The 24,836-nt window shown below is 63.6% G+C and carries 22 protein-coding genes; 14 read left to right on the top strand and 8 right to left on the bottom strand.

Annotated features, from left to right (window positions below; translation table 11 throughout):
- Nucleotides 1-2 precede the first annotated feature (2 nt).
- Nucleotides 3-1,058 carry a recombinase RecA gene (gene recA, locus B9N72_RS05195; RefSeq protein ID WP_085275366.1) on the bottom strand — a complete coding sequence of 352 codons (1,056 nt, stop codon included), beginning with the start codon at nucleotides 1,056-1,058 and terminating at the stop codon, nucleotides 3-5.
- A gap of 174 nt (nucleotides 1,059-1,232) precedes the next feature.
- Between recA and hrcA the strand changes: the two genes are divergently transcribed.
- The 5 genes from hrcA (at nucleotide 1,233) to recR (ending at nucleotide 6,496) form a co-directional block, all read left to right on the top strand.
- Nucleotides 1,233-2,252 (top strand): heat-inducible transcriptional repressor HrcA, encoded by a 1,020-nt coding sequence (hrcA, locus tag B9N72_RS05190; protein ID WP_085275365.1) that lies wholly within the window; start codon nucleotides 1,233-1,235, stop codon nucleotides 2,250-2,252.
- A 49-nt stretch (nucleotides 2,253-2,301) separates the two neighbouring features.
- Nucleotides 2,302-3,333: a lytic murein transglycosylase B gene (gene mltB, locus B9N72_RS05185; protein ID WP_085275364.1), complete on the top strand. Its 1,032-nt coding sequence runs from the start codon at nucleotides 2,302-2,304 to the stop codon at nucleotides 3,331-3,333.
- Between the two features lie 59 nt (nucleotides 3,334-3,392).
- Complete coding sequence (gene dnaX, locus B9N72_RS05180) at nucleotides 3,393-5,303, top strand: DNA polymerase III subunit gamma/tau (RefSeq protein WP_085275363.1); 1,911 nt, start codon at nucleotides 3,393-3,395, stop codon at nucleotides 5,301-5,303.
- Between the two features lie 3 nt (nucleotides 5,304-5,306).
- Nucleotides 5,307-5,645 (top strand): YbaB/EbfC family nucleoid-associated protein, encoded by a 339-nt coding sequence (locus B9N72_RS05175; RefSeq protein ID WP_085275362.1) that lies wholly within the window; start codon nucleotides 5,307-5,309, stop codon nucleotides 5,643-5,645.
- Nucleotides 5,646-5,896: 251 nt separating this feature from the next.
- Nucleotides 5,897-6,496, top strand: coding sequence for a recombination mediator RecR (gene recR, locus B9N72_RS05170; protein ID WP_085275361.1), 600 nt, complete (start codon nucleotides 5,897-5,899; stop codon nucleotides 6,494-6,496).
- Between the two features lie 98 nt (nucleotides 6,497-6,594).
- Here the strand turns inward: recR and B9N72_RS05165 are convergent, their stop codons facing one another.
- The 5 genes from B9N72_RS05165 to B9N72_RS05145 form a co-directional block, all read right to left on the bottom strand.
- The gene (locus B9N72_RS05165) at nucleotides 6,595-7,227 is read right to left on the bottom strand and encodes a MarC family protein (protein WP_085275360.1); all 633 of its coding nucleotides are present in this window, start codon (nucleotides 7,225-7,227) and stop codon (nucleotides 6,595-6,597) included.
- Between the two features lie 156 nt (nucleotides 7,228-7,383).
- Nucleotides 7,384-8,511, bottom strand: coding sequence for a succinyl-diaminopimelate desuccinylase (dapE, locus tag B9N72_RS05160; protein WP_085275359.1), 1,128 nt, complete (start codon nucleotides 8,509-8,511; stop codon nucleotides 7,384-7,386).
- Nucleotides 8,508-8,861, bottom strand: a complete 354-nt coding sequence (locus B9N72_RS05155; protein ID WP_085275358.1) for an ArsC family reductase — start codon at nucleotides 8,859-8,861, stop codon at nucleotides 8,508-8,510. The genes dapE and B9N72_RS05155 overlap by 4 nt, the downstream gene beginning before the upstream one ends.
- An 11-nt stretch (nucleotides 8,862-8,872) precedes the next feature.
- Nucleotides 8,873-10,027, bottom strand: a complete 1,155-nt coding sequence (locus B9N72_RS05150; RefSeq protein ID WP_085275357.1) for a PilT/PilU family type 4a pilus ATPase — start codon at nucleotides 10,025-10,027, stop codon at nucleotides 8,873-8,875.
- Nucleotides 10,028-10,129: 102 nt separating this feature from the next.
- A complete protein-coding gene (locus tag B9N72_RS05145) occupies nucleotides 10,130-11,809 on the bottom strand; it encodes a long-chain-fatty-acid--CoA ligase (protein ID WP_085275356.1) in 1,680 nt (559 codons plus the stop codon).
- A gap of 284 nt (nucleotides 11,810-12,093) precedes the next feature.
- On the opposite strand from B9N72_RS05145, the gene rimP reads away from it, so the two are divergent.
- From rimP to pnp, 7 genes are all read left to right on the top strand, one after another.
- Nucleotides 12,094-12,519 carry a ribosome maturation factor RimP gene (gene rimP, locus B9N72_RS05140; protein WP_085275355.1) on the top strand — a complete coding sequence of 142 codons (426 nt, stop codon included), beginning with the start codon at nucleotides 12,094-12,096 and terminating at the stop codon, nucleotides 12,517-12,519.
- Between the two features lie 48 nt (nucleotides 12,520-12,567).
- Nucleotides 12,568-14,049: a transcription termination factor NusA gene (gene nusA, locus B9N72_RS05135; RefSeq protein ID WP_085275354.1), complete on the top strand. Its 1,482-nt coding sequence runs from the start codon at nucleotides 12,568-12,570 to the stop codon at nucleotides 14,047-14,049.
- A 37-nt stretch (nucleotides 14,050-14,086) separates the two neighbouring features.
- Nucleotides 14,087-16,951, top strand: coding sequence for a translation initiation factor IF-2 (gene infB, locus B9N72_RS05130; RefSeq protein ID WP_085275353.1), 2,865 nt, complete (start codon nucleotides 14,087-14,089; stop codon nucleotides 16,949-16,951).
- Nucleotides 16,952-17,033: 82 nt separating this feature from the next.
- Nucleotides 17,034-17,432, top strand: a complete 399-nt coding sequence (rbfA, locus tag B9N72_RS05125) for a 30S ribosome-binding factor RbfA (RefSeq protein WP_085275352.1) — start codon at nucleotides 17,034-17,036, stop codon at nucleotides 17,430-17,432.
- Nucleotides 17,429-18,352, top strand: coding sequence for a tRNA pseudouridine(55) synthase TruB (gene truB, locus B9N72_RS05120; protein WP_085275351.1), 924 nt, complete (start codon nucleotides 17,429-17,431; stop codon nucleotides 18,350-18,352). Before rbfA ends, truB begins: the two co-directional genes overlap by 4 nt.
- A gap of 73 nt (nucleotides 18,353-18,425) precedes the next feature.
- Nucleotides 18,426-18,695 (top strand): 30S ribosomal protein S15, encoded by a 270-nt coding sequence (gene rpsO, locus B9N72_RS05115; RefSeq protein ID WP_008954494.1) that lies wholly within the window; start codon nucleotides 18,426-18,428, stop codon nucleotides 18,693-18,695.
- 178 nt (nucleotides 18,696-18,873) lie between these two features.
- Nucleotides 18,874-21,021 (top strand): polyribonucleotide nucleotidyltransferase, encoded by a 2,148-nt coding sequence (gene pnp, locus B9N72_RS05110; protein WP_085275350.1) that lies wholly within the window; start codon nucleotides 18,874-18,876, stop codon nucleotides 21,019-21,021.
- Nucleotides 21,022-21,102: 81 nt separating this feature from the next.
- On the opposite strand, the gene B9N72_RS05105 is transcribed toward pnp, so the two are convergent.
- Both B9N72_RS05105 and B9N72_RS05100 read right to left on the bottom strand, forming a co-directional pair.
- The gene (locus B9N72_RS05105) at nucleotides 21,103-21,327 is read right to left on the bottom strand and encodes a DUF2249 domain-containing protein (RefSeq protein ID WP_085275349.1); all 225 of its coding nucleotides are present in this window, start codon (nucleotides 21,325-21,327) and stop codon (nucleotides 21,103-21,105) included.
- 50 nt (nucleotides 21,328-21,377) lie between these two features.
- Nucleotides 21,378-22,631 carry an NnrS family protein gene (locus B9N72_RS05100; protein ID WP_085275532.1) on the bottom strand — a complete coding sequence of 418 codons (1,254 nt, stop codon included), beginning with the start codon at nucleotides 22,629-22,631 and terminating at the stop codon, nucleotides 21,378-21,380.
- 90 nt (nucleotides 22,632-22,721) lie between these two features.
- Here B9N72_RS05100 and B9N72_RS05095 point away from each other — a divergent pair, with 90 nt between their 5' ends.
- Nucleotides 22,722-23,402 carry a Crp/Fnr family transcriptional regulator gene (locus tag B9N72_RS05095; RefSeq protein ID WP_085275348.1) on the top strand — a complete coding sequence of 227 codons (681 nt, stop codon included), beginning with the start codon at nucleotides 22,722-22,724 and terminating at the stop codon, nucleotides 23,400-23,402.
- A 145-nt stretch (nucleotides 23,403-23,547) separates the two neighbouring features.
- Nucleotides 23,548-24,762 (top strand): aspartate aminotransferase family protein, encoded by a 1,215-nt coding sequence (locus B9N72_RS05090; protein ID WP_200810876.1) that lies wholly within the window; start codon nucleotides 23,548-23,550, stop codon nucleotides 24,760-24,762.
- The last annotated feature ends 74 nt before the right edge of the window (nucleotides 24,763-24,836 follow it).

The raw sequence follows: 24,836 nt of genomic DNA, 5'->3' as shown, positions 1-24,836 counted from the left end.
GATCAGAACATGTCGTCAGCCAGCTCTTCCTCTTCCGGCTGGCCTTCGGTGATGGCGACATTGATGCCGACCGCTTCACGGATCTTGCCTTCGACCTCGCGCGCGATGGCCGGGTTGTCCTTCAGCCACAGACGGGTGTTGTCCTTGCCCTGGCCGATCTTCTGGCCGTTGTAGCTGTACCAGGCGCCGGATTTCTCGATGAAGCCGTGCTCCACGCCCAGCTCGACGATTTCGCCCTCGCGCGAGATGCCTTCGCCGTACAGGATGTCGAAGCCGGCCTGGCGGAACGGCGGCGACACCTTGTTTTTGACCACTTTGACGCGGGTCTCGTTGCCGATGATTTCCTCGCCCTTCTTGATGCCGCCGATACGGCGGATGTCGAGGCGCACCGAGGCGTAGAACTTCAGCGCGTTGCCGCCGGTGGTGGTTTCCGGGCTGCCGAACATCACGCCGATCTTCATGCGGATCTGGTTGATGAAGATCACCAGGGTGTTGGTGCGCTTGATGTTGCCGGTCAGCTTGCGCAGCGCCTGGCTCATCAGGCGGGCGTGCAGGCCGACGTGGTTGTCGCCCATTTCGCCTTCGATTTCGGCCTTCGGCACCAGCGCCGCCACCGAGTCGACCACGATCACGTCGACGCCGCTGGAGCGCACCAGCATGTCACAGATTTCCAGCGCCTGTTCACCGGTATCCGGCTGCGAGATCAGCAGGTCTTCGACGTTGACGCCGAGCTTCTGGGCGTAGGTCGGGTCGAGCGCGTTTTCGGCATCGATGTAGGCGCAGGTGCCGCCCAGCTTCTGAGCTTCAGCCACTACCTGCAGACACAGCGTGGTCTTGCCAGACGATTCCGGGCCGTAGATTTCCACCACGCGGCCGCGCGGCAGACCGCCCACGCCCAGCGCCAGATCGAGACCGAGCGAGCCGGTGCTGATCACCTGCAGGTTCTCGGTGATCTGGTTGTCGCTCATGCGCATGATCGAGCCCTTGCCGAACTGCTTCTCAATCTGGGCAAGGGCCGCGGCCAGGGCCTTGCTCTTGTCTTCGGAACGCTCCGCCATGCTGTCTCCAAAAATCGGGTTTGATAAAACGTACCGCCGGATTATCGCACAAAGCCCATGGCGCTCAAACGCGCGCATGCGCGCGCCGGCCAAACGCGATCTGCCGGGAGGCGCTTGAAATGCCGGGGAATGCAGCCACTTCTCACTCCACGGGGGACGTGTAAAATGATTGGCATGCTGAACGAACGCGCGCAACGCCTGCTGAAAGCTCTGGTCGAGCGCTACATCGCCGACGGGCAGCCGGTCGGTTCGCGCACGCTGGCCATGGTGGCGGGGCTGGATTTGTCCCCGGCCTCGATTCGCAACGTGCTGGCCGATCTCGAAGAGATGGGGCTGATCGCGTCGCCGCACACCTCGGCCGGCCGCGTGCCGACCGCCAAGGGCTACCGTCTGTTCGTCGACCGGATGCTGACCATCCGGCCGCTGGAAGAGGGCACGCTGCACGAGCTCGAGCACAGCCTGCAGCCGGACAGCCCGCAGCGCATCGCCCAGTCGGCCTCGTTGCTGCTGTCCGATCTCACCCATTTCGCCGGCGTGGTGATCACCCCGCAGCGCCTCGACGTGGCGTTCCGCCAGGTCGAGTTCCTGCGCCTGTCGGAGCGGCGCATCCTGCTGATCCTGGTGACCATGGACGGCGACGTGCAGAATCACCTGCTCAATCCGTCGCGCGACTACTCGCCGACCGAGTTGATCGAGGCCGCCAACTTCCTCAACCAGCACTACGCCGGTCAGGGCTTGTCCAGCATCGCGCAGCGTATGGAGAGCGAGCTGCACCAGCTCAAGGGGGATATCACCGAACTGATGGCGGCGGCGATCCGCTTCGGCCAGAGTGCGATGAGCGATGTGCCGGCCTCGGTGGTGATCGCCGGCGGCACCAACCTGCTCAACGTCAGCGATCTCTCCGACGACCTGACGCGGCTGCGCGAGCTGTTCGAGACCTTCGAGCGCAAGACCGAGCTGCTGGAGCTGCTCAACCAGAGCCGCAACGCGCAGGGGGTCAATATTTTCATCGGCGAGGAGTCGGGGGTGGTGACGCTGGGCGAGTGCTCGATCGTCACCGCGCCTTACTGCATCAACGGCCAGGTGGTGGGCACGCTCGGCGTGGTGGGCCCGACCCGCATGGCCTACGAGCGCGTCATTCCCATCGTGGACATTACCTCGCGCCTGGTGTCGAGCGCGCTATCCTATCAATAAACCCAGTCGGTCGGCGTGGTGCCGGCGGATGTCTTACCGGAACGCCCTGATGAAACTCCTTACCTGCCTGGCTGCCGCCACGCTCGCCCTGACCAGCTCGCTGGCGCTGGCCGACGCGGCGTTTCTCGCCCGGGCCGACGTGCAACGCTATATCGACGAACAGGTGGCCAGCGGCCAGTTCGACCGCCCCGAGCTGGAGGCGGTGTTCGCCAACGTCGAAACCAAGCCCAACATCCTGCAGATACTCGACCGCCCGTCCACCTCGCGGCCGTGGTACCAGTTCCGGCCGGCGTTTTTCAACGACCGCCTGATCGATGGCGGCGCCGCGTTCTGGAAGGAGAATGCCGCTACGCTGGAACGGGCCGAGGCGACCTACGGCGTGGCGCCGGAGGTGGTGGTGGCGATCATCGGCATCGAGACCGGTTATGGCCGCAGCACCGGCAGTTTCCGCGTGGTGGATGCCCTGTCGACCATCGGTTTCGACTACCCGCGCCGCGCCGAGTATTTCCGCGGCGAACTCACCGAGTTCCTGCGCCTGGCCAAGGAAGAGGGCAAGAATCCGCTGCTCTTGAAAGGCTCCTACGCCGGCGCCATGGGCTGGCCGCAGTTCATGCCGTCGAGCTACCGCAAGTGGGCGGTGGACTTCGACGGCGACGGCCATCGCGACATCTGGGGCAGCGTGCCGGACGTGATCGGCAGCGTGGCGCATTACTTCCAGCTGCACGGCTGGCGCCACGGCGATGACGTCATCCTGCCGGCCAGCGTGCAGCCGGGGGCGCAGGTCGATCAGCTGGTGGCCGACAAGTTCAACCTGCACTATACCGTGGGCGAGCTGAAGCAGATGGGGGTTCAGCCGGAGGCGCCGGTGGGCGACCAGGTGCCGGCGGTGCTGGTACCACTGGAAACCGCGCCCGGCGTGACCGAATACTGGCTCGGCCTGAACAACTTCTACGTCATCACCCGCTACAACAAGAGCACCCTGTACGCCAAAGCGGCGCAGGAGGTGGCAGCCGCCATCCGCGAGCGTTATCTGGCGCAGCAGTTCCTCAGCCAGCAGCCGGTTTCGACACCGGCGCCGTGACGTCGGGCAGCGACGAAAAGGGTCGCCTTGCCTGCCAATTGGAATTAGAATCCGCCACCATGACTTATCAAGTGCTTGCCCGCAAATGGCGCCCGAAACGCTTTGCCGACCTGGTCGGTCAGGAGCACGTGGTGCGCGCCCTGACCAACGCCCTGGCCGGTGAGCGGCTGCATCACGCCTACCTGCTGACCGGCACGCGCGGCGTGGGCAAGACCACCATCGCCCGGATTCTGGCCAAGAGCCTCAACTGCGAGGCCGGCGTCGGTGCCGAGCCGTGTGGCGAGTGCTCCGCCTGTCGCCAGATCGACGCCGGCCGCTTCGTCGACCTGCTGGAGATCGACGCCGCATCCAATACCGGCATCGACAACATCCGCGAAGTGCTGGAAAACGCCCAGTACGCGCCGACCTCGGGGCGCTACAAGGTGTACATCATCGACGAGGTGCACATGCTCTCCAAGAGCGCCTTCAACGCCATGTTGAAGACGCTGGAAGAGCCGCCGGCCCACGTCAAGTTCATCCTCGCCACCACCGACCCGCAGAAGGTGCCGGTGACGGTGTTGAGCCGCTGTTTGCAGTTCTCGCTGCGCAACATGACGCCGCAGCAGGTGGCGGGCCACCTGGCACGCGTGCTCGACATGGAGCAGGTGAGCTACGAGGCGCCGGCCCTGGCGCTGCTCGGGCGCGCCGCCGCCGGCTCGATGCGCGACGCGCTGTCGCTGCTCGACCAGGCCATCGCCTACGGCGTTGGCAAGGTCGAGGAGGGCGGGGTGCGCGCCATGCTGGGCGCGGTCGACCGTGCCTACCTCTATACCCTGTTGGAAGCCCTGGCCGAGGCCGACGGCCCACGCCTGATCGAGGAGGCCAAGGCCTTGGCCGAGCGCGGCGTCGGTTTCGACAGCGCACTGGGCGAACTGGCCCTGCTGTTGCAGCAGATCGCGCTGGCGCAGACGGTGCCGGCCGCCATCACCGGCGACGATCCCGACGCCGAGGCGGTGCTGGCACTGGCGCAACTGATCGCGCCGGAAGACGTGCAGCTCTACTACCAGATCGCCATCCATGGCCGCAAGGACCTGGCCCTGGCGCCGGACGAACACGCCGGTTTCACCATGACGCTGCTGCGCATGCTGGCGTTTCATCCGTTGAATGCGCCGGGCGACAGCACGCCGGCACCGCGTGCGGCGGCGAGCCGTCCCGAGCCGGCAAGCCGGCCGGCCGCGCCGAGTGAGCCGTCGGTGGAGGGGGCTTCCGCTGCCAAGGCCTTGCTGGCGCGCCTGTCCGGCCGCAACGGTGCGGCGCGCAGTGCGCCCGCCACGCCGGACGAGTCCACCCCAGCCGACCCCGACCCCGAGCCGGCGCGCGTCGAATCCGTGCCGGTGCCGGTGCCGGCGGCCCCGGCTCCCGCCACTCAGTCCGAGCCTCCCACGCCGCCGTCGGTCGAACTGGCGCCGTGGGAGGATGCTCCCGACGACGCCGGCGATGTCGCCGCCGAAGCCTGGCAGGCGGGGGTGAGCGCGGGCGATAGCGATGCCGAGGCGTGGCCGGAGCCGGTTGCAGCGCCTGCCGCCGCCGAGCCCTACGTCTTCGATGGCGATTGGGCGGCCCTGGTGGCCGAGCTGGGCGCGCGCATGGGGGCCAGCCGCATGCTGGCGCATAACGCGGTGCTCAAATCCTGGGATGGACGGCGCTTGCAGTTGGCGGTGCCGGAGAGCTTCCGCCACCTCGCCACGCGCGATTACCAGGAAAAACTCAAGGCCGCGTTGGCCGAACGCTTCGGCCAGGCGCCGGAGCTGTCGGTCAGCGTGGAGGAGCTGGGGATGGAAACCCCGGCGATGCGCGAGGCGCGTTTCCGCCAGGAACAGCTGGCGGCGGCGCGCGTCAATCTCGAAAACGATCCCGTGGTGCGGCAGCTGGTCGGCGAATTCAACGCCGTGCTGCTCACCGAGACGATTCAACCTGTGCAGGAGTTGTAGCCCATGTTCGGAAAAGGTGGTATCGCGGGCCTGATGAAGCAGGCCCAGCAGATGCAGGAAAACATGAAGAAGGCCCAGGAAGAGCTGGGCAAGGTCGAGGTCGAAGGCCAGTCCGGCGCCGGCCTGGTCAAGGTGGTGATGACCTGCCAGCATGACGTCAAGCGCGTGGCGATCGACGACAGCCTGCTGGAAGACGCCAAGGACGACAAGGAAATGCTGGAAGACCTGATCGCCGCCGCCGTCAACGACGCGGTACGCAAGGTGGAAAGCACCACCCAGGATAAGATGTCTGGTTTCACCGCCGGCCTCAACCTGCCGCCGGGCATGAAGCTGCCGTTCTGATTCCCGTTGCCTTTCTGAGAACCGGCTCTCGATCTGCTGCGCCCGCCCCCGGCGGGTGAAGCGCAGCACAAAAACCGGAATAGGCATGGCGTCCATGAGGATCATGACCGGGCGATTCTCCGGCGGAGAGTCGTGCGCGCAGAGCAGCTCATGCGTTCCGGTCCGTGCTGCGTAGCAAGATTGCCAGCTGGTTCCAAGGTTGGCCGAAGCCCAGGCTTCGGCCAACCTTTTTCCCTTTTGCCGCGTACCCGATGAAAAATCCCCCCTCGCTCGACCAGTTGATTTCCGCGCTCAAGGTGCTGCCCGGTGTCGGCCCCAAGTCGGCCCAGCGCATGGCGTTCCACTTGCTGCAGCGCGATCAGGCCGGGGCCGACCGCCTCGCGCGCTCGCTCGACCGGGCGCTGGCCAACCTGACCCACTGCGAGCGTTGCAACACCTTCAGCGAGACGCCCTTGTGCAATCTGTGCGCCAATCCGGCGCGCAACCAGCACCAGCTGTGCATCGTGGAAATGCCGGCCGACCTCCTGATGCTGGAGCAGGCACGTTGCTACGACGGCCTGTACTTCGTGCTGATGGGGAGGCTGTCGCCGATCGACGGCATCGGTCCCAAGGACGTCAACCTCGACAAGCTGATGGTGCGTGCCCTCGACGGCGTGGTGGAGGAGGTGATCATCGCCACCAACTTCACCGCCGAGGGCGAGGTGACGGCACACATGATCGCCGAGCTGCTGAAGGACCGGGGCCTGGCGGTCAGCCGCATCGCGCGCGGCATGCCAGTGGGCGGCGAGCTGGAGTACGTCGACCCGGGCACGCTGGCGCAGGCGCTGTACGAGCGGCGCCAGCTGGGGTAATCCGGGGGCGGTACGATGCCGCGCAAGGGACAAAAGGTTGGCCGAAGGCGCACTGCGCGTGCCTTCGGCCAACCTTTTTTGCCGTGATGCTCGGCAGGCTAGTGGCTCAGCTGCGGAAACAGCCGGTACAGCCCGTCCACGATGATCTCCACCGACACCGCCGCCAGGATCATGCCCATCACCCGGTTGACGATGTTGATGCCGGTCTGGCCCAGCCAGCGGCTGATCGGCGTGGCCATCGCCATCGCGGCGTAGCAGGACAGCGCGATCAACAGGCCGCTGACGATCAGGTAGCTGACCGACACCCAGCTATGCGCCGTGGTGCTGTAGATGATCACGGTGGAGATGGTGCCCGGCCCGGTCAGTAGCGGCATGGCCATCGGCACCACTGCGATATTGGTACGCAACTCCGCTTCCACGCGCTCTTCATCGCTGGTCTTGGTGGGGTTGGGCTTGGCGTTCATCAGCGCCAGCGCGATCATCATCACCAACAGGCCGCCGCCGACCTGGAACGAGCCGATGCTGATGCCGAGAAATTTCAGCAGGCTCTCGCCGATCAGTGCCGAGGTGATGATCACCACCGCCACCGAGGTGGACGAAATCTTGGCGATCTTGCGCCGTTCGATCTGGCTCGCGTTCGGCGTCAGGCTGATGAACAGCGGAATCGCGCCGAGCGGGTTGACCAGCACCAGCAGCGAAATGAATATCTTGGCGATTTCCAGTTCTTTCATGAGCCGGATGTCCTTGTTGTTGTTGTCGAAGTCAGTTGGTAAGAGGAAACGTTCCGCTGCGGTTCTTTTTCTAAAGATATCCCCGCTCCGCCCGGGCAAGAAAAATCGGCAGACACCAGGCCTGCCGACGCACCACTCAGGAGCCGGGGCAGGGGCTCACAGCAGCAGGTTTTTCAGCGCGGCTTCGTAGATGTCCGACAGGCGCTCGATGGCGTGCACCTCTACGCACTCGTTCAGCTTATGAATGGAAGCGTTGACCGGGCCGAATTCGGCCAGCTCGCGCGCGATGCGCTTGATGAAGCGCCCGTCCGAGGTGCCGCCCGTGGTCGACAGTTCGGCCTCCACTCCCATCACCTGCTTGATGGAGCGCTCCAGCGCCCGCGTCAGCGCCCCTTCCTCGGTCAGGAACGGGTTGCCGGACAAGGTCCAGTGCAGCTCGTAGGCCAGGCCGTGGGCGTCCAGAATCTGGTGCACGCGGTCCTTCAGCGTCTCGGCGGTGTGCTCGGTCGAGAAGCGGAAGTTGAACTTGACCTCGCAGGTGCCGGGGATGATGTTGGTGGCGCCGGTGCCGGCGTGGACATTCGACACCTGCCAGCTGGTCGGCGGGAAGTGGTGGTTGCCCTGGTCCCATTCCTCGGCCGCCAGTTCGGCCAGTGCCGGGGCGATCAGGTGCACCGGGTTCTTCGCCAGGTGCGGGTAGGCGATGTGGCCCTGGATGCCGTGCACGATCAGGTGACCCGACAGCGAGCCGCGCCGGCCGTTCTTGATGGTGTCGCCCAGCACGTGGTTGGACGTCGGCTCGCCGACGATGCAGTAGTCGATCAGCTCGCCGCGCGCTTCCAGCGCATCCACCACGCGTACCGTGCCGTCGATGGCGCTGCCTTCCTCGTCCGAGGTGATCAGCAGCGCGATCGAACCCGGGTGATCCGGATGCTGCGCCACGAAGCGCTCGATCGAGGTGATGAAGGCGGCCAGCGAGGCCTTCATGTCCGCCGCGCCGCGCCCGAACAGATAGCCGTTGCGGATGGTCGGCTCGAACGGGTGGCTGTCCCATTTGTCCAGCGGGCCGGTCGGCACCACGTCGGTGTGGCCGGCGAAGCACACCACCGGGCCGCTGGTGCCGCGCCGGGCCCAGAAGTTGTCGACGTCGCCGTGACGCATGCGCTCCACGGTGAACCCGACCGCCTCCAGGCGGGCGATCATGCGCTCCTGGCAACCGGCGTCGTTCGGGGTAACCGAATCGAGGCGGATCAGCTCTTCGGTCAGCATCAGGGTATTGGTCATCGGCCGAACGCCTTTCCGTAGAGGTCTTCCTTGAAGCCGAGTTCGACGGACTCTCCGCGTTCCAGCACCGGGCGCTTGATCAGCGACGGGTTGGCCTGGATCAGCGCGATGGCCGAGCCGACGTCGTCGGCCCGTGCCTTGTCGGCGTCGGACAGCTTGCGCCAGGTCGTGCCCTGGCGATTGATCACCTTGCCAAGGCCGACGGCCTCGATCCAGTGCTGCAGGCGTGCCTCGGCGATGCCCTGTTTCTTGAAGTCGTGGAACACGTAGTCGATCTGGTGCTCGGTCAGCCACTGGCGGGCTTTCTTGACCGTGTCGCAGTTGGGTATGCCGTAGAGGGTGGTGGTCATGTCGATGCGGGTTAAACGTCCAGGGTGAAGCCATCAAAGCTGGCGGAGGCATCCTTGCCGGCCGGTTTGGCCGCGGCCGGCTTGCCGGCGGGCTCTTCGCCAGGCTTGTCGTGACCGTGGTTGATCAGCCAGTACAGGTTGGTCGGCGAGTCGGCATTGCGCAACGCCTCGTCGAGCGTAATCTTGCCATCGCGGTACAGCCGGAACAAGGATTGCTCGAAGGTCTGGGCGCCTTCGCTCATGCTGTGCTCGATCGCCTCCTTGATGCTGGAGATTTCTCCGGTGCGGATCAGTTCGGCGATGTGCGAGGTGTTGAGCAGCAGCTCCACCGCCGGCGTCAGCGTCTTGTCGACCGTCGGCACCAGGCGCTGCGACACCACCGCCTTGAGCGAGACCGACAGGTCCATCAGCAGCGCGGTGCGGTTGTCGGGCGGGAAGAAGCTGATCACCCGGTTCAGCATGTGGTAGCTGTTGTTGGCGTGCAGCGTGGTGATGCAGAGGTGGCCCGACTGGGCGTAGTTGATGGCGTACATCAAGGTCTCGGCGTCGCGGATTTCGCCGATCATCAGCACCTCCGGCGCCTCGCGCATGGCGTTCTTCAGCGCGGTCTGATAGCTCTTGGTGTCGATCCCGATCTCGCGCTGGTTGACGATCGACTTGCGGTGCTCGAACAGGAATTCGATCGGATCCTCCACCGTCAGGATATGCCCGCTCTTGCTCTGGTTGCGGTGCTCCAGCAGCGCTGCCACGGTCGAACTCTTGCCGCTGCCGGTGGCGCCGACCACGATGATCAGGCCGCGCTTTTCCATGATCAGTGGCTTGAGCATCGCCGGCAGGTTGAGTTTCTCCAGCGACGGGATGGTCGGGGCGATGCGGCGGATCACCATTGCCGGCTGCCCTTTCTGGCGGAAGATGTTGACGCGGAAATTGCCCAGATCGTCGACCTGGCGCGCGAAGTTCATCTCGAACTCGCGCTCGTACTCGGCGATCTCCTCCTCGTCCATCAGGCTGTAGACCAGTGTCTTCACCTGTTCCGGGGTCAGCGCCTTGTCGTTGACCGGCAGCGTCACCCCTTCGATCTTGATCTGGGCCGGGGCGTGGGCGGTGAAGAAGATATCGCTGGCACTCTTGTCGGCCATCAACTTGAAAAACGGCAACAACAACATGATTCGGCTCCTGCTGGGCATGGCTTTTGTGCAAGTGTAGCCGTAAATGGCATAAAGAAACCCGCTTGAAGCGGGTTTCTTTGCCGCATGCCGGGCGCTTTTTCAAGGAGACTTGGCCAGCTCCTGGTCGCGCAGCGCGCGGCGCAGTATCTTGCCGACGTTGGTCTTGGGCAGCTCGTTGCGGAATTCGACGTGGCGCGGCACCTTGTAGCCGGTCAGGTTCTTGCGGCAATGCTCGATGATGTCCCGTTCGGTGAGTGTGGGGTCCTTGCGCGTCACGAACACCTTGACCACCTCGCCCGACTTCTCGTCCGGCACCCCGATGCACGCCACCTCCAGCACGCCGGGGTGCATCGCCACCACGTCCTCGATCTCGTTGGGGTAGACGTTGAAGCCGGACACCAGAATCATGTCCTTCTTGCGGTCCACCAGCTTGACGAATCCGCCCGGTGTCACCATCGCCATGTCCCCGGTGGCGAGGAACCCGTCGACGCCGATCACCTTGGCGGTCTCGTCCGGGCGCTGCCAGTAGCCTTTCATCACCTGCGGGCCGCGGATGAACAGTTCGCCGGCTTCGCCGACCGGCAACTCGCGCCCCTCGGCATCGCGAACCTGGATCTCGGTCGACGACACCGGCAGGCCGATGCTGCCGTTGTATTCCTTCAGGTTGAGCGGGTTGATGCAGGCGGCCGGCGAGGTTTCGGTCAGGCCGTAGGCTTCCACCAGCGTGACACCGGTGACCTGCTTCCACTTGTCCGCCACCGCCTTCTGCACTGCCATGCCGCCGCCCAGCGTCAGGCGCCAGGTCGAAAAATCGACGGTCTTGAAGTCGGGATGATTCAGCAGGGCGTTGAATAGGGTGTTGACCCCGGTGATGGCCGTCACCTTGTAGTTCTTCATCTCCTTGATGAAGCCGGCGATGTCGCGCGGATTGGTGATCAGCACGTTCAGCGCGCCCACCTCGGTGAACGTCATCAGGTTCGCGGTCAGCGAGAAGATGTGGTAGAGCGGCAGGGCGGTGACGATGACCTCCTGCCCCTCGTGAATGACCGGCCTGATCCAGGCTCCCGCCTGCAGCATGTTGGCGACGATGTTGCCGTGGCTCAGCATCGCCCCCTTGGCCACCCCGGTGGTGCCGCCGGTGTATTGCAGAAAGGCGATGTCATCGTGGTTGAGGTCGACCGGTTCCGGCGCCTGGCGGCGTCCTTCGGCCAGTGCCGCCGGAAAGCGGATATGGCCGGGCAGGTTCCACGCCGGCACCATCTTCTTGATCTTGCGAATGACGAAGTTGACGATGGCGGATTTCGGAAAGTCCAGCATGTCGCCGATCGACGCCACGATCACATGCTTGATCCGGGTGCGGGCGATGACCTCCTCGAGTACGCTGGCGAAGTTCTCCAGGATCACGATGGTCTCGGCGCCGGAGTCGTTGAGCTGGTGTTCCAGTTCGCGCGGCGTGTAGAGCGGGTTGACGTTGACCACGGTCAGCCCGGCGCGCAGGGTGCCGAACACGCCGATCGGATATTGCAGCAGGTTGGGCATCATCAGGGCGACACGGTCGCCTCGCTTGAGGCCGAGGCGATGCTGCAGGAACGAGGCGAACTCGGCGACGTGCTGGTTGAGGTCCCCGTAACTCAGCACCTTCCCCATATTGGCCATGGCGGGGCGGCTGCGAAACTTGGCGACAGACCGCTCGAACACCTCATCGATCGATCGGAAACTGTCGATATCGATGTCGTGCTCGACGCCGGGCTGGTAATTCTTGAGCCAGAGTTTTTCCATGCTGTGTTTCTCCATCGTGCTTGATTCGGGACGCCTCGCCTCAAGTCTTTTTGCCGAGCGTCTTTTGTTATTAGGTCAGCGGTCGCTGCTTGTCATAAACAAACGATCGTTTTATTTGCTCGCCAATGTACAGGAAGCCCGATCATATCGTAAAGACGCCCGTGCTCCATTCGCGGGTAGCCGGCGCAGGCTTGTCGCCGGGATTTCCTTTCGGGGAGAAATGTATTACAATCCCGACGGTTAGGGATGGGCGTTTCGCCCATTTTTTATTTGTGGAAAAAGCAATGGATGTACGTTTGCTGCTGGAGAACACGCTGCCGGGTCTGGGTTACGAGCTGGTGGACTTCGAATTGACCCCTGGGGGCGGTTTCAGGGTGTTTCTCGACAAACCCGGTGGAATCACCGTGGAAGACTGCGTGTTGGTGAGTAACCACCTGACGCGCCTCTTCATGGTCGAAAACATAGATTACGAGCGGCTGGAAGTGTCGTCTCCGGGGCTGGATCGTCCGCTCAAGAAAGAGTCGGACTTCGTACGCTTCTCCGGGCAGCGGGCCAAGATCAAGACCCGCATGCCCATTGAACAGCAAAAGAAATTTTCCGGTCGTCTGGCTGGCGTCGTGGATGGCGCAGTACAGCTGGAGTTCGAGGGCCGGACCGTGGCCATTCCGCTCGCCATCATCGACAAGGCCAGGCTTGATCCTGAGTTCTGATCTGGGCGGGGTCGACCCCACGGGAATGAAGAAAATTCGGAGGATTGCATGAGTCGCGAGATTTTGTTGCTGGTTGATGCCCTGGCGAGCGAGAAGAGCGTCAGCAAGGACGTGGTTTTTACGGCGCTGGAATTGGCGCTGGCGTCTGCTACCAAAAAGAAATTCAATCAGGATGACGTCGATATCCGTGTCGAGATCGATCGTCATACCGGGCAGTACCATACTTTCCGCCGCTGGACCGTGGTCGAAGACGACATGCTCGAATTCGACGACAAGGAAATCGAGCTGGCCGAAGCCCGCGAGCGTGATCCGTCCCTTGAGGTCGGCGCTGTCATCGAGGAACCGATGGAAGCGGTCGAATTCGGCCGTATCGGTGCCCAGGCCGCCAAGCAGGTGATCCTGCAGAAGATTCGCGACGCCGAGCGAGAGCAACTCCTGAGCGAGTTCCTGCAGCGCCGCGAACACCTAGTCAGCGGTACCGTCAAGCGTATCGAGCGCGGCAACGCCATCATCGAGTGCGGCAAGCTGGAAGCCGTGCTGCCGCGCGAGCAGATGATTCCGAAGGAAAACCTGCGCGTGGGTGACCGCGTCAAGGCCTACCTGATGCGCATCGACCGCCTCGGTCGCGGCCCACAGCTGGTGCTGTCGCGTACTTCCCGCGAGTTCCTGATCAAGCTGTTCGAGCTGGAAGTGCCGGAAATCGAAGAGGGCCTCCTGGAGATCAAGGAAGCCGCCCGCGACCCGGGCCTGCGCGCCAAGATCGCCGTCAAGGCCAACGATCCGCGCATCGATCCGCAGGGCACCTGCATCGGCATGCGCGGTTCGCGTGTGCAGTCGGTGACCCAGGAGCTGGCCGGCGAGCGCGTCGACATCGTGCTGTGGGCACCGGAACCGGCGCAGTTCGTGATCAACGCGCTGTCCCCGGCCGAAGTCAACCGCATCATGATCGATGAGGACAACCACGCCATGGACGTGGTGGTGGACGAGGAGCAGCTGGCGCTGGCGATCGGCCGCAGCGGCCAGAACGTGCGCCTGGCGGCCGAGCTGACCGGCTGGTACCTCAACATCATGACGGTGACCGAGGCCGAAGAAAAACATCTGGAAGAAGACGCCGCGCTGCGCGAAACCTTCATGAAGCACCTCGGTGTCGATGAAGCAACCGCGATGACGCTGGTGCAAGAGGGGTTCGCCACCCTTGAAGAAGTGGCGTATGTGCCAATCGCCGAAATGCTCGAGATCGAAGGCTTTGAAGAGGAGCAAGTCAATGAATTGCGCAGCCGCGCTCGTGACGCTCTCTTGACGCTGGCCATCGCTTCCGAGGAAAAGGTGGAAAGCGTATCCGACGATCTGAAGGGCATCGAAGGCCTGGAAGATGCCGACCTGGTGCGTAAGTTGGCTGAAAATGGCGTGACCACCCGCGACGAACTCGCCGACCTTGCCGTGGATGATCTCGTTGACATGACCGGTATGGAGGCTGAAGCCGCACGTGCAATCATCATGAAGGCGCGCGAACACTGGTTTGCCCAGTAAGGCTTCGGGAAGTTATTGACGGAATTTGGGAAGACGCATGGTATTGACGAATGTAAAACAGTTTGCCAGTGAGCTTGGCTTGACACCGGATCGCCTGCTGGAACAGCTGCGTGCCGCCGGTGTCGGCAAAAGCTCGCTGGATGACACCCTCTCCGAACGGGACAAATCCCAGCTCCTGGACTACCTGAAGCGTTCGCATGGTGCCCGTAACGAGACCCCGATCACGGTGACCCGCAAGCAGACCAGCGAGGTCCGTACCGCTGACGGTTCGACGGTAAGAGTGGAAACCCGCAAGAAGCGTGTGGTGCAGCGCCCGCTGGAGGCGCCGGTTGCGGCCGCCGTCGCCGTTGCCAAGCCGGAGGTTGCTCCGGTTGCCGCCGCTCCGGTTGAGCCCGCCAAGGTCGAGGTGAAGGTTGAGGCGAAGGCCGAGCCCGTGGTGGCGAAGGTCGACGTCAAGGAAGAACAGAAGCCCGAAGCGCCGAAGCCGGCGGTTGAGACCAAGGTGGAGCCGAAGGTCGACGCCAAGCCGCAAGAGCCGGCTGCTCCGGAAGTCAAGGCAGCCCCGGTGCGCCCGGCTCCGCTGTCCATCCTGTCTCCGGAAGAAATCGCCGCACGCGAAGCGGAAGAAAAGCGCCAGCTGGCGTTCCGCGCTCGTCAGGAAGCGCTGATGCGCGAGAAGATCGAGCGCGAAGAGCGCCGTCAGGCCGCCAAGCTGGCGGCGGAAAATCCGCCTCCGGCACCGAAGCCGGTCGAGGCCAAGCCGGCCGAAGCGCGCCCCGCCGCCGGGCGCTCCGTCGATGGCCGCCCGCAGGATGCGCGCGGTCCGCGCAGTGGGCAGCCCGGTGCCGGTCAGCGTCCTGGCTCGGCCGGGGTGCGTCCCGCCGCGGGTGGTCAGCGCCCGGCTCCGGCCGGTGGCCGTCCTGCTCAGGCTGGGGCCGGCGCTGCGGCACCGGCCGCGCCGGCGCCCGGTTCTGCTGCACCGAAGAAGGGCAAGAAGGGTGGCACCGAGCGCAGCTGGGACGACGGCAAGAAAGGCCGTGGCCTGCGCGTCAAGGGTGGCGATGCCGGCGGTGACTGGAAGAGCAAGCGTGGCGGCAAGTCGCGCGGCAACAGTCAGCACGCTTTCACCGCACCGACCGAGCCGATCGTGCATGAAGTGCTGGTGCCGGAAACCATTACCGTGGCCGATCTGGCACACCGCATGGCGGTCAAGGCCGTCGAAGTCATCAAGACCCTGATGAAGATGGGTATGATGGTGACCATCAACCAGGTGCTGGATCAGGAAACCGCACTGATCGTGGTCGGCGAGATGGGCCATATCGGCAAGGCAGCGCAGATGGACGACCCGGATGCCTTCCTCGAGAACGTCGAGGGTGGTGCCGAGGTGGAGCGCCTGCCGCGTCCGCCGGTGGTGACCGTAATGGGTCACGTCGACCACGGCAAAACCTCGCTGCTGGATTACATCCGCCGTGCCAAGGTCGCTGCGGGCGAAGCCGGCGGCATTACCCAGCACATCGGTGCCTACCACGTGGAAACCCCGCGCGGCGTGGTGACCTTCCTCGATACCCCGGGTCACGAGGCGTTTACCGCCATGCGTGCCCGTGGTGCAAAGGCCACCGATATCGTCATTCTGGTGGTGGCTGCCGACGACGGCGTGATGCCGCAGACCATCGAAGCCATCCACCATGCCAAGGCCGCGGGTGTGCCGATCGTGGTGGCGGTGAACAAGATCGACAAGCAGGGCGCCAACCCCGAACGTATCCGCCAGGAACTGGTGGCGCAGGAAGTGGTGCCGGAAGACTGGGGTGGCGACGCGATGTTCGTCGAAGTCTCGGCCAAGACCGGTCAGGGCATCGATGACCTGCTGGAAGGCTTGCTGCTGCAAGCCGAGGTGCTGGAACTGACCGCTCCGGTCGAGTCGCCGGCCAAGGGCGTGATCGTCGAAGCACGCCTCGACAAGGGTCGTGGCCCGGTAGCGACGCTGCTGGTGCAGTCCGGTACCCTGAAGAAGGGTGACGTGGTACTGGCCGGCACCGCCTTCGGCCGTGTACGCGCCATGATCGATGAGAACGGCAAGGCGATCGATGAAGCCGGTCCGTCGATTCCGGTGGAAATTCTCGGCTTGTCCGACGTGCCGGCCGCCGGCGAAGACGCCATGGTGCTGATCGACGAGAAGAAGGCGCGCGAAATCGCGCTGTTCCGTCAGGGCAAGTTCCGCGACGTGCGTCTGGCCAAGCAGCAGGCTGCCAAGCTGGAGAACATGTTTGCCCAGATGGCCGAAGGCGAGGTGCAGAACCTCTCCATCATCATCAAGGCCGACGTGCAGGGTTCCTACGAGGCGCTGTCGCAGAGCCTGCAGAAGCTGTCCACCGACGAAGTGCGTGTCAACATCTTGCACTCTGGCGTGGGTGGCATCTCGGAATCGGACATCAACCTGGCGATCGCTTCCAAGGCCATCGTGATCGGCTTCAACACCCGTTCCGATGCCGCGGCCCGCAAATTGGCCGAAAGCGAAGGTGTCGACATCCGTTACTACAGCATCATTTACGATGCGGTGGACGAGGTGAAGGCCGCTATGTCCGGCATGCTGTCGCCGGAGAAGAAGGAACAGATCACCGGTACCGTGGAAATCCGTCAGGTGATCCCGGTGTCCAAGGTCGGCAACATTGCCGGTTGTATGGTGACCGACGGCTTGGTGAAGCGCGGTTCCATGGTCCGTCTGATCCGCCACAACGTGGTGGTTCACACCGGCGAACTCGAATCGCTCAAGCGCTTCAAGGACGATGTGAAGGAAGTGAAGCAGGGCTACGAGTGTGGCCTGATGCTGAAGAACTTCAACGATATCCAGGAAGGCGACCAGCTGGAAGCGTTCGAAATCGTCGAAGTGGCGCGTACCCTCTAAGCGCGTTGTTCGGGCGAGCGTCCCTCTGGCTGCGGCCGGACGGCGCTCGCTTTTGTGTTTTCAGTGAATCAGGATCAACACCATGGCCAGAGCCAAAAAAGGTTTTTCCCGTGCGGATCGTATCTCCGAGCAGATCCAGCGCGAATTGGCTGAGCTCTTGCGCAAGGGTCTGAAAGACCCACGCGCCGGCTGGATTACCATTACCTCGGTAGAGGTGACGCGCGATTACTCGCACGCCAAGATCTACTACACCGTGATGGACGACAAGACCCGCGAGGTAACGCAGGAGGCGCTGGAGCACGCTGCCGGCTACCTGCGCAGCGAATTGGGCCGAGTTCTGCAGATCTTCACCACGCCGCAGCTGCATTTCGTCTACGACGAGTCGATCGAGCGCGGCATGCACATGACGCGCCTGATCAACCAAGTGTCCGAAGAGTACGCCGAGCCCAAGACCGAGCCGGAAGAGGGCGACGAGGCATGACGCAGATGCGGCGCAAGAAGCGCGCCGTGAGTGGTGTGCTGTTGCTGGACAAGCCTTACAACGTGACTAGCAATTCGGCCCTGCTCAAGGCCCGCTGGCTGTTCACGGCGGCCAAGGCGGGGCATACCGGTGTGCTCGACCCGCTGGCGACCGGCCTGTTGCCGGTATGCCTGGGCGAGGCCACCAAGTTTTCGTCCTATCTGCTCGATGCCGACAAGGGCTATCGCGCGACGATCCGCTTCGGCAAGGTGACCACCACCGGCGATCTCGAGGGCGAGGTGCTGCGCGAGCGCCCGGTGACCTTCGACGAAACCGCGCTGCGACGGGTATTGGCGCAGTTTGTCGGGCCGATCAGCCAGGTGCCGCCGATGTACTCGGCACTCAAGTTCCAGGGCAAGCCGCTGTACGAATACGCCCGTGCCGGGGTCGACATCGAACGTCAGGCGCGTGATGTCGTCATCCATGCGCTGGAACTGGTCAGCTTCGATGGCAGCGAGGCGGTGGTCGATGTGCTGTGCAGCAAAGGCACCTACGTACGTACCTTGGCCGAAGACATTGGCGAGGCGCTCGATTGTGGCGCGTTCCTCACCGGCTTGCGCCGTACCACCACCGGTGGTTTCACGCTGGAACAGTCGATCACCCTGGAGGCCCTGGAGGCCGTGCCGGAGACCGAGCGCGACGCCCTGCTGCTGCCGATGGACGTGCTGGTGGCGCATCTGCCCGAGATCGTCCTGGCGCCGGAACAGGCCGGTCGTTTTCGCCAGGGGCAGGCGGTGCGCATCGCGGAAAAATGTGAGACAATGCTGCGCTTCCGGGTTTACCTTACCGAAACGCGGGAATTTGTCGGGCTGGGGGAGGTCAGGGAACCTGGTGTTCTTTCTCCCCTCCGGCTCGTGGCTGCCTCGGCAGCCGAAGTGTGAAGTGTGGATGGGTTTCGGCTCGCTGCACTTGTCGGGCTTAATTGCCCTTACCTGAATTGTGGAGTTCATCAAAATGGCTATGACCGCCGCCCAAAAAGCAGAAATCGTTAAAAACTTCCAGCAGAAGGAAGGCGATACCGGTTCGTCGGAAGTGCAAGTTGCCCTGCTGACCGCCCGTATCAACGATCTGACCCCGCACTTCAAGGCCAACACCAAGGATCATCACAGCCGTCGCGGCCTGCTGAAACTGGTGAGCCGTCGTCGCCGTCTGCTTGACTACCTCAAGCGCACCGATGCCGACAGCTACCGTGCCCTGATCACCCGCCTGGGTCTGCGCAAGTAATCGGTTCAGGTTCGAAAAAGTCGCAGCCCGTCTGCGACTTTTTCGTTTCCCGGCCCACTAACTGAATGACACGACGGGAGGAGCCTCTAGACATGCCGGTTGCCGCAGCCAGTCGGTATTTCTAGGGGTTCCCGTTGTGAGTCCACTTGCCTCAAACCAATAGCAAAAGGGATGCCCTGTGTTCAACAAGATTAGCAAGACTTTCCAGTACGGTCGCCACACCGTGACCCTGGAGACCGGTGAAGTAGCCCGTCAGGCTTCCGGTGCCGTTCTCGTCACCATGGAAGACACCGTGGTATTGGTATCCGTGGTCGGCTCGAAAAACGTCAAGCCGGGCCAGGACTTCTTCCCGCTGACCGTCGACTACCTCGAGCGCACCTACGCCGCCGGCAAGATTCCGGGCGGCTTCTTCAAGCGTGAAGGCAAGCAGTCCGAGAAGGAAATCCTGACCAGCCGCCTGATCGACCGTCCGATCCGCCCGCTGTTTCCGGAAGGCTTCTACCACGACGTGCAGATCGTCGCCACGGTGATGTCGCTGAACCCGGAAATCGATTCCGACATCCCGGCGATGATCGGCGCTTCCGCTGCGCTGGCGATCTCCGGCCTGCCGTTCAATGGCCCGATCGGCGCCGCCCGCGTCGGCTACGCCAACGGCGACTACATCCTCAACCCGACCAAGACCGAACTGGAAACCTCCCAGCTCGACCTGGTTGTTGCCGGTACCCATCGTGCCGTGCTGATGGTCGAATCCGAAGCCAAGGAACTGCCGGAAGCCGTGATGCTGGGCGCCGTGGTGTTCGGCCACGACCAGATGCAGGCCGCGATCAAGGCCATCAACGAGCTGGCCGACGAAGTCAACCCGGTAATGTGGGACTGGTCCGCCCCGGCCCAGAACGACGAGTTGATCGCCAAGGTGCGTGAAGTGTCGGGCGAGAAAATCGCCAACGGCTTCCGCATCCGCCAGAAGCAGGCGCGTACGCAGGTGTTGGCCGAAGCCTGGACCGACGTCAAGGCAGCGCTGATCACCGAAGAAACCGACACGCTGACCGCCAACGAGATCAAGGGCATCTTCAAGAGCCTGGAAGCCGAGATCGTGCGCGGCCAGATTCTGGCCGGTGAGCCGCGTATCGACGGCCGCGACACCCGCACCGTGCGCCCGATCGCCATCCGTACCGGCGTGTTGCCGCGTACCCACGGCTCGGCGCTGTTTACCCGTGGTGAAACCCAGGCCATGGTGGTGACCACGCTGGGCACCCAGCGCGACGAGCAGATCATCGACGCGCTGGCCGGCGAGTACACCGACCGCTTCATGCTGCACTACAACTTCCCGCCGTACTCGACCGGCGAAGCCGGCCGCATGGGCCCGCCGAAGCGCCGCGAAATCGGCCACGGCCGTCTGGCCAAGCGCGCTCTGGCTCAGGTGCTGCCGTCCGCCGACGAGTTCGGCTACTCGATGCGCGTGGTGTCGGAAATCACCGAGTCCAACGGCTCCTCGTCGATGGCATCGGTGTGCGGCGGCTGCCTGTCGCTGCTGAACGCCGGCGTACCGCTGAAGGCGCACGTGGCGGGTATCGCCATGGGCCTGATCCTGGAAGGCAACCGCTTCGCCGTGCTGACCGACATCCTGGGTGACGAAGATCACCTGGGCGACATGGACTTCAAGGTGGCCGGTACCGCCGAAGGCGTAACCGCACTGCAGATGGACATCAAGATCCAGGGCATCACCAAGGAAATCATGCAGGTCGCGCTCGACCAGGCCAAGGAAGGCCGTCTGCACATCCTCGGCCTGATGAAGGAAGCCGTGGAAGGTCCGCAGCAGCTGTCCACCCACGCTCCGCGCCTGTTCGTGATGAAGATCAACCCGGACAAGATCCGCGAAGTGATCGGCAAGGGCGGCGAGACCATCCGCTCCATCACCAAGGATACCGGCACCGAGATCAACATCGAGGAAGACGGTACCATCACCATCGCCTCGGTGACCCAGGAGGGTGCCGATGCCGCCAAGAAGCGTATCGAGGAAATCACCGTCGAAGTCGAAGTGGGCAAGATCTACGAAGGCACCGTGGTGAAGATTCTCGACAACAACGTCGGCGCCATCGTGTCGATCCTGCCGGGCAAGGATGGTCTGGTACACATTTCGCAGATCGCCAACGAGCGTATCAAGAACGTGTCCGACTACCTGAAAGAAGGCCAGGTGGTGAAGGTCAAGGCGATCGAGATGGACGACCGCGGCCGTATCCGTCTGTCGATCAAGGCCCTGCTGGAAGACGAAGCCAAGACGGCGCGCGAAACCGCCGACTCCTTCGGCCTGAAGGCCGGCAGCTGAGTCTGAACGCTGTCAGTGAAAAGCCCGCGCATGCGCGGGCTTTTTTGTTGCCTTGGGTGTGAGGGCGGTGCCGTATCGCGCTCAGTCCTCCGCCGGGCGGCGCAGGAGCAGCATCACACCGCCTTCGCTACCGGTTTCGAAGCGGTACTCGAGTGCGGCATACTCGTCCAGCAGCGGAATCAGCGGGCCGGGAAAGTGCGGTAGGATGAAGGAGGCTTCGTCTCCTGCTTGAAGCTCATCGGCCGCATTGAGGATGATTTCGATCGGCCCGGGCGGGGCCATGTTTCTCAGGTCTTGGGCTGCCATGATGGTTCTCTTGGTCGGGTCGGTAGGTGTGCTACGGAGAAAATCGATACTTAGCCGGGCTTGCCGTCCTCGCGCCGCTTCAAGTAGGCCGGAATGAACAGCCTACCCCAGCATAGCAGCGTGAGCAGCCAGCCGCCGGCGGCGACCACATACAGCACGCTGGTCAGCCCGGCGGGGAGGAGGTCGGCGAGCACCCGCGCCAGCGCCATCCAGTGGGCGGCGAGGTAAAGCCGCCATACGCCAGGACTGGCTTCCAGCGGCCGTCCGGAGTGGCCAAGGCTGACCCGTGTCACGAAGGCGATCACCATGGTCAGGAAGAAGCCGGTGGTGATGGCGTGCAGCGGGGCGAGCCCCAGCAGGGGTTGGCCGAAGAGGGCGGCCCCTTCTTGCAGGACGTACAGGGTAAAGCCGATCGCCAGCCAGGCAAAGGCCAGGTGCAGCATGCCCAGCAAGCGCACCGACAGGCTGGCCCGCAACTGCCAGCGCCACGAGGTGTAGGCCAGCAGCAGGGCGAGCGGCAGGTCGGCGGGCAGGGTGGTGACGGCGGCGATGTGCAGCAGGCCATGACCGAAGGAGCCGGCCAGCAAGGCATAGAGCAGCCAGTTCGGCCGCCATACGGTATAGCCGGCAAGCACGCCCGAGGAAAAGAACGGTACCATGCGATGGCTGACGGTCAGGAAGACCGGCAGCAAAAAGCCCCATAGCGCCAGGTCACGCATCACCGCCCAGCCGAGGGTGTCGCCGCTGAGCAGCCAGTAGAGGGCGGCCATCAGCCCGGCGACGCCGACGATGAAGGCCAGTTCCACCGCGATGGCGTGGCGCCGGTCGGGTTGCGGACTGGCCAGGATGGTCTGGCCGAAGACCAGTACCAGCCCGGCAAAGCCCAGCGCGTAACTCAACAGGCCGGCCACGGCCAAGCCCGGGCCCAGCGCCAGGGCGGCGAGCCATAACACCAGGCCGGCCGCCATCAGTGCCGGAATAGTCAGGTAGCGCGCGCGCGACGGCGCGTCGACGTTGAGCCAGCGTGGGCCGGCGGTCAGGATGAAGCCGGTCATGAAGAACGGGAAAATGCCGTACAGCATCAGGAAGCCGTGCGCCAGTGTGGCGGGGATGGCTAACGGTAGGGCAAAGCCGGTCAGACGGTGGCTCATTTCCAGCGACCAGCCTGCCAGCAGCGTAATGGCGAATACCATGCCGGGCAGGAAGGCCACGCGGTGCGGAGCCTGCAAGAAGGCCGGCAGCGTGACGGCCGGCGATGGTTTTGGAGCAAGGCCGGGAGTGGGGGTGGGGGATAGCGGTCGCATCTTCATACAATTCCGGATGGGGTATTAGGGAGTATCGGGCGCACGCCGCCCGAGCTGAATGATCAGAGTCAAGAATCGAGGGAGAAAATCATGTCCGGGCCGTCAACGCACGCCTTTCTCAAGCACATTCCATTGTTCAGCGTTTGCCACGAGGACGAACTGGCGAGGTTGGCCGAAAGGGCCATCGAGCAGCGCTACGAAAAGGGGCAGATGCTGTTCCAGCGCGGCGACCCGTGCCAGGGCATGTATGTGCTGGTGTACGGTCGTATCAAGATCGCCATCGTCGCGCGGCAGGGAACCGAGAAAGTGATCGAAATCATTCATCCTTCGCAGAGCTTCGGCGAAGCCGTGATGTTTCTCGAGCAGCCCTACCCGGTGATGGCGCAGGCGGTGGAAGATTCGCTGGTGCTGTTCATTCCGGCCGAAACCCTGTTCACCGCCCTGGATGACGACAGCCGCCTGGCACGGCGCATGCTCGCGGGCTTGTCGATGCGGCTGCGTACGCTGCTCAAGGATGTCGAGACCTACACGCTGGAGTCGGCGGTGGAGCGCGTGGTGGGCTACCTGCTCAACAGTCTGGAGGGCAGCGACGACAACGTGGTCAACCTGCCGGTCAACAAACAGACGCTGGCCTCACGCCTCAACCTGACCCCGGAAACGTTCTCCCGGGTTCTGCAAAAACTCTCCGAGCAGGCGGGTATCGTGGTGGAAGGTCGGGAAATCCGCGTTCCAGACCGTAATAAGCTATCCGAAATGCGCAATCTGGCCTGATTTGCGCTGAATTCACGTACTTTCGGGCTCCGATGTTTTTGTAATCGCATGTCGCAAACCGGATATGGGGGTGTTTGCGGATTCGATTAGAATCAATCGGACAATTACCCCAAAGTACCCGTTACTGCACGAAGGAACTATCAAGATGAGCAATGCTGTTACCCGCGCCACCTTCGACCAGGTCATGGTCCCCAACTACTCTCCCGTCGAGTTCATTCCGGTGAAAGGGCTGGGTTCCCGTGTATGGGATCAGCAGGGCAATGAGTACATCGATTTCGCCGGCGGCATCGCCGTCAATTCGCTCGGTCACTGCCATCCGGAGCTGGTAGCCGCGCTGACCGAGCAGGGCAACAAGCTCTGGCACCTGTCCAATGTCTTCACCAACGAACCGGCGCTGCAACTGGCAACCCGTCTGACCGAGCTGACCTTTGCCGAGCGTGTGTTCCTGTGCAACTCCGGTGCCGAAGCCAACGAAGCGGCCTTCAAACTGGCCCGCAAGTACGCCACCGATCACTTCGGTGCCGACAAGTACGAAATCATTTCCTGCAAGAACTCGTTCCATGGCCGTACGGTGTTCACCGTCAACGTCGGCGGCCAGCCGAAGTACAGCGAGGGTTTCGGTCCCAATCCGGCCGGCATCACCCACGTCGAGTACAACAGCATCGAGGCACTGAAAGAGGCGATCTCGGACAAGACCTGCGCCGTGGTGATTGAGCCGGTGCAGGGTGAAGGCGGCGTGCTGCCGGCCGACAAGGCCTACCTGGAAGCGGCCCGCGAGCTGTGCAACCAGCACAACGCGCTGCTGATCTTCGACGAAGTGCAGACCGGCGTCGGCCGTTGCGGCACGCTGTATGCCTACCAGTCTTACGGTGTGACTCCGGACATCCTGTCCTCGGCCAAGGGCCTGGGCGGCGGCTTCCCGGTGGGCGCCATCCTGACCACCTCCGCTATCGCCAAGAGCCTGGGCGTCGGCACCCATGGCACTACCTATGGCGGCAACCCGCTGGCGTCCGCCGTGGCCGGCAAGGTGATCGAAATTGTCAGCCGTCCGGAAGTGCTGGAGGGGGTGCGCGCCAAGCATGATCGTTTCGTGACCGGCCTGAACGCTATCAACGCCAAGTACCACGTGTTCAAGACCGTGCGCGGCATGGGCTTGTTGATCGGCTGCGTGCTGGCCGACGAGTACGCCGGCCGTGCCAAGGACTTCCTCAAGGCCGCCGAGAAAGAACGCTTGATGGTATTGGTCGCAGGGCTGAACGTGGTGCGCCTGGCGCCGTCCCTGGTGGTCGAGGACAAGGATATCGACGAGGGTCTCGCTCGCCTCGATGCCGCCATCGCCAGCCTGGTTAGCGCCCGCTAAACCCGCTCCCTTCTCTTAACAATTGACGTTTTTCACCCGCGACCTGCCCGGCTGGGCAGGTCGTAGGGGACGGC

This window comes from Pseudogulbenkiania subflava DSM 22618 (genome assembly GCF_900177275.1).
In the GTDB taxonomy this organism is placed as follows: Bacteria; Pseudomonadota; Gammaproteobacteria; order Burkholderiales; family Chromobacteriaceae; genus Pseudogulbenkiania; species Pseudogulbenkiania subflava.
Note: the sequence above shows the minus strand (reverse complement) of the source record. Positions and strands in the feature narration are given on the sequence as shown.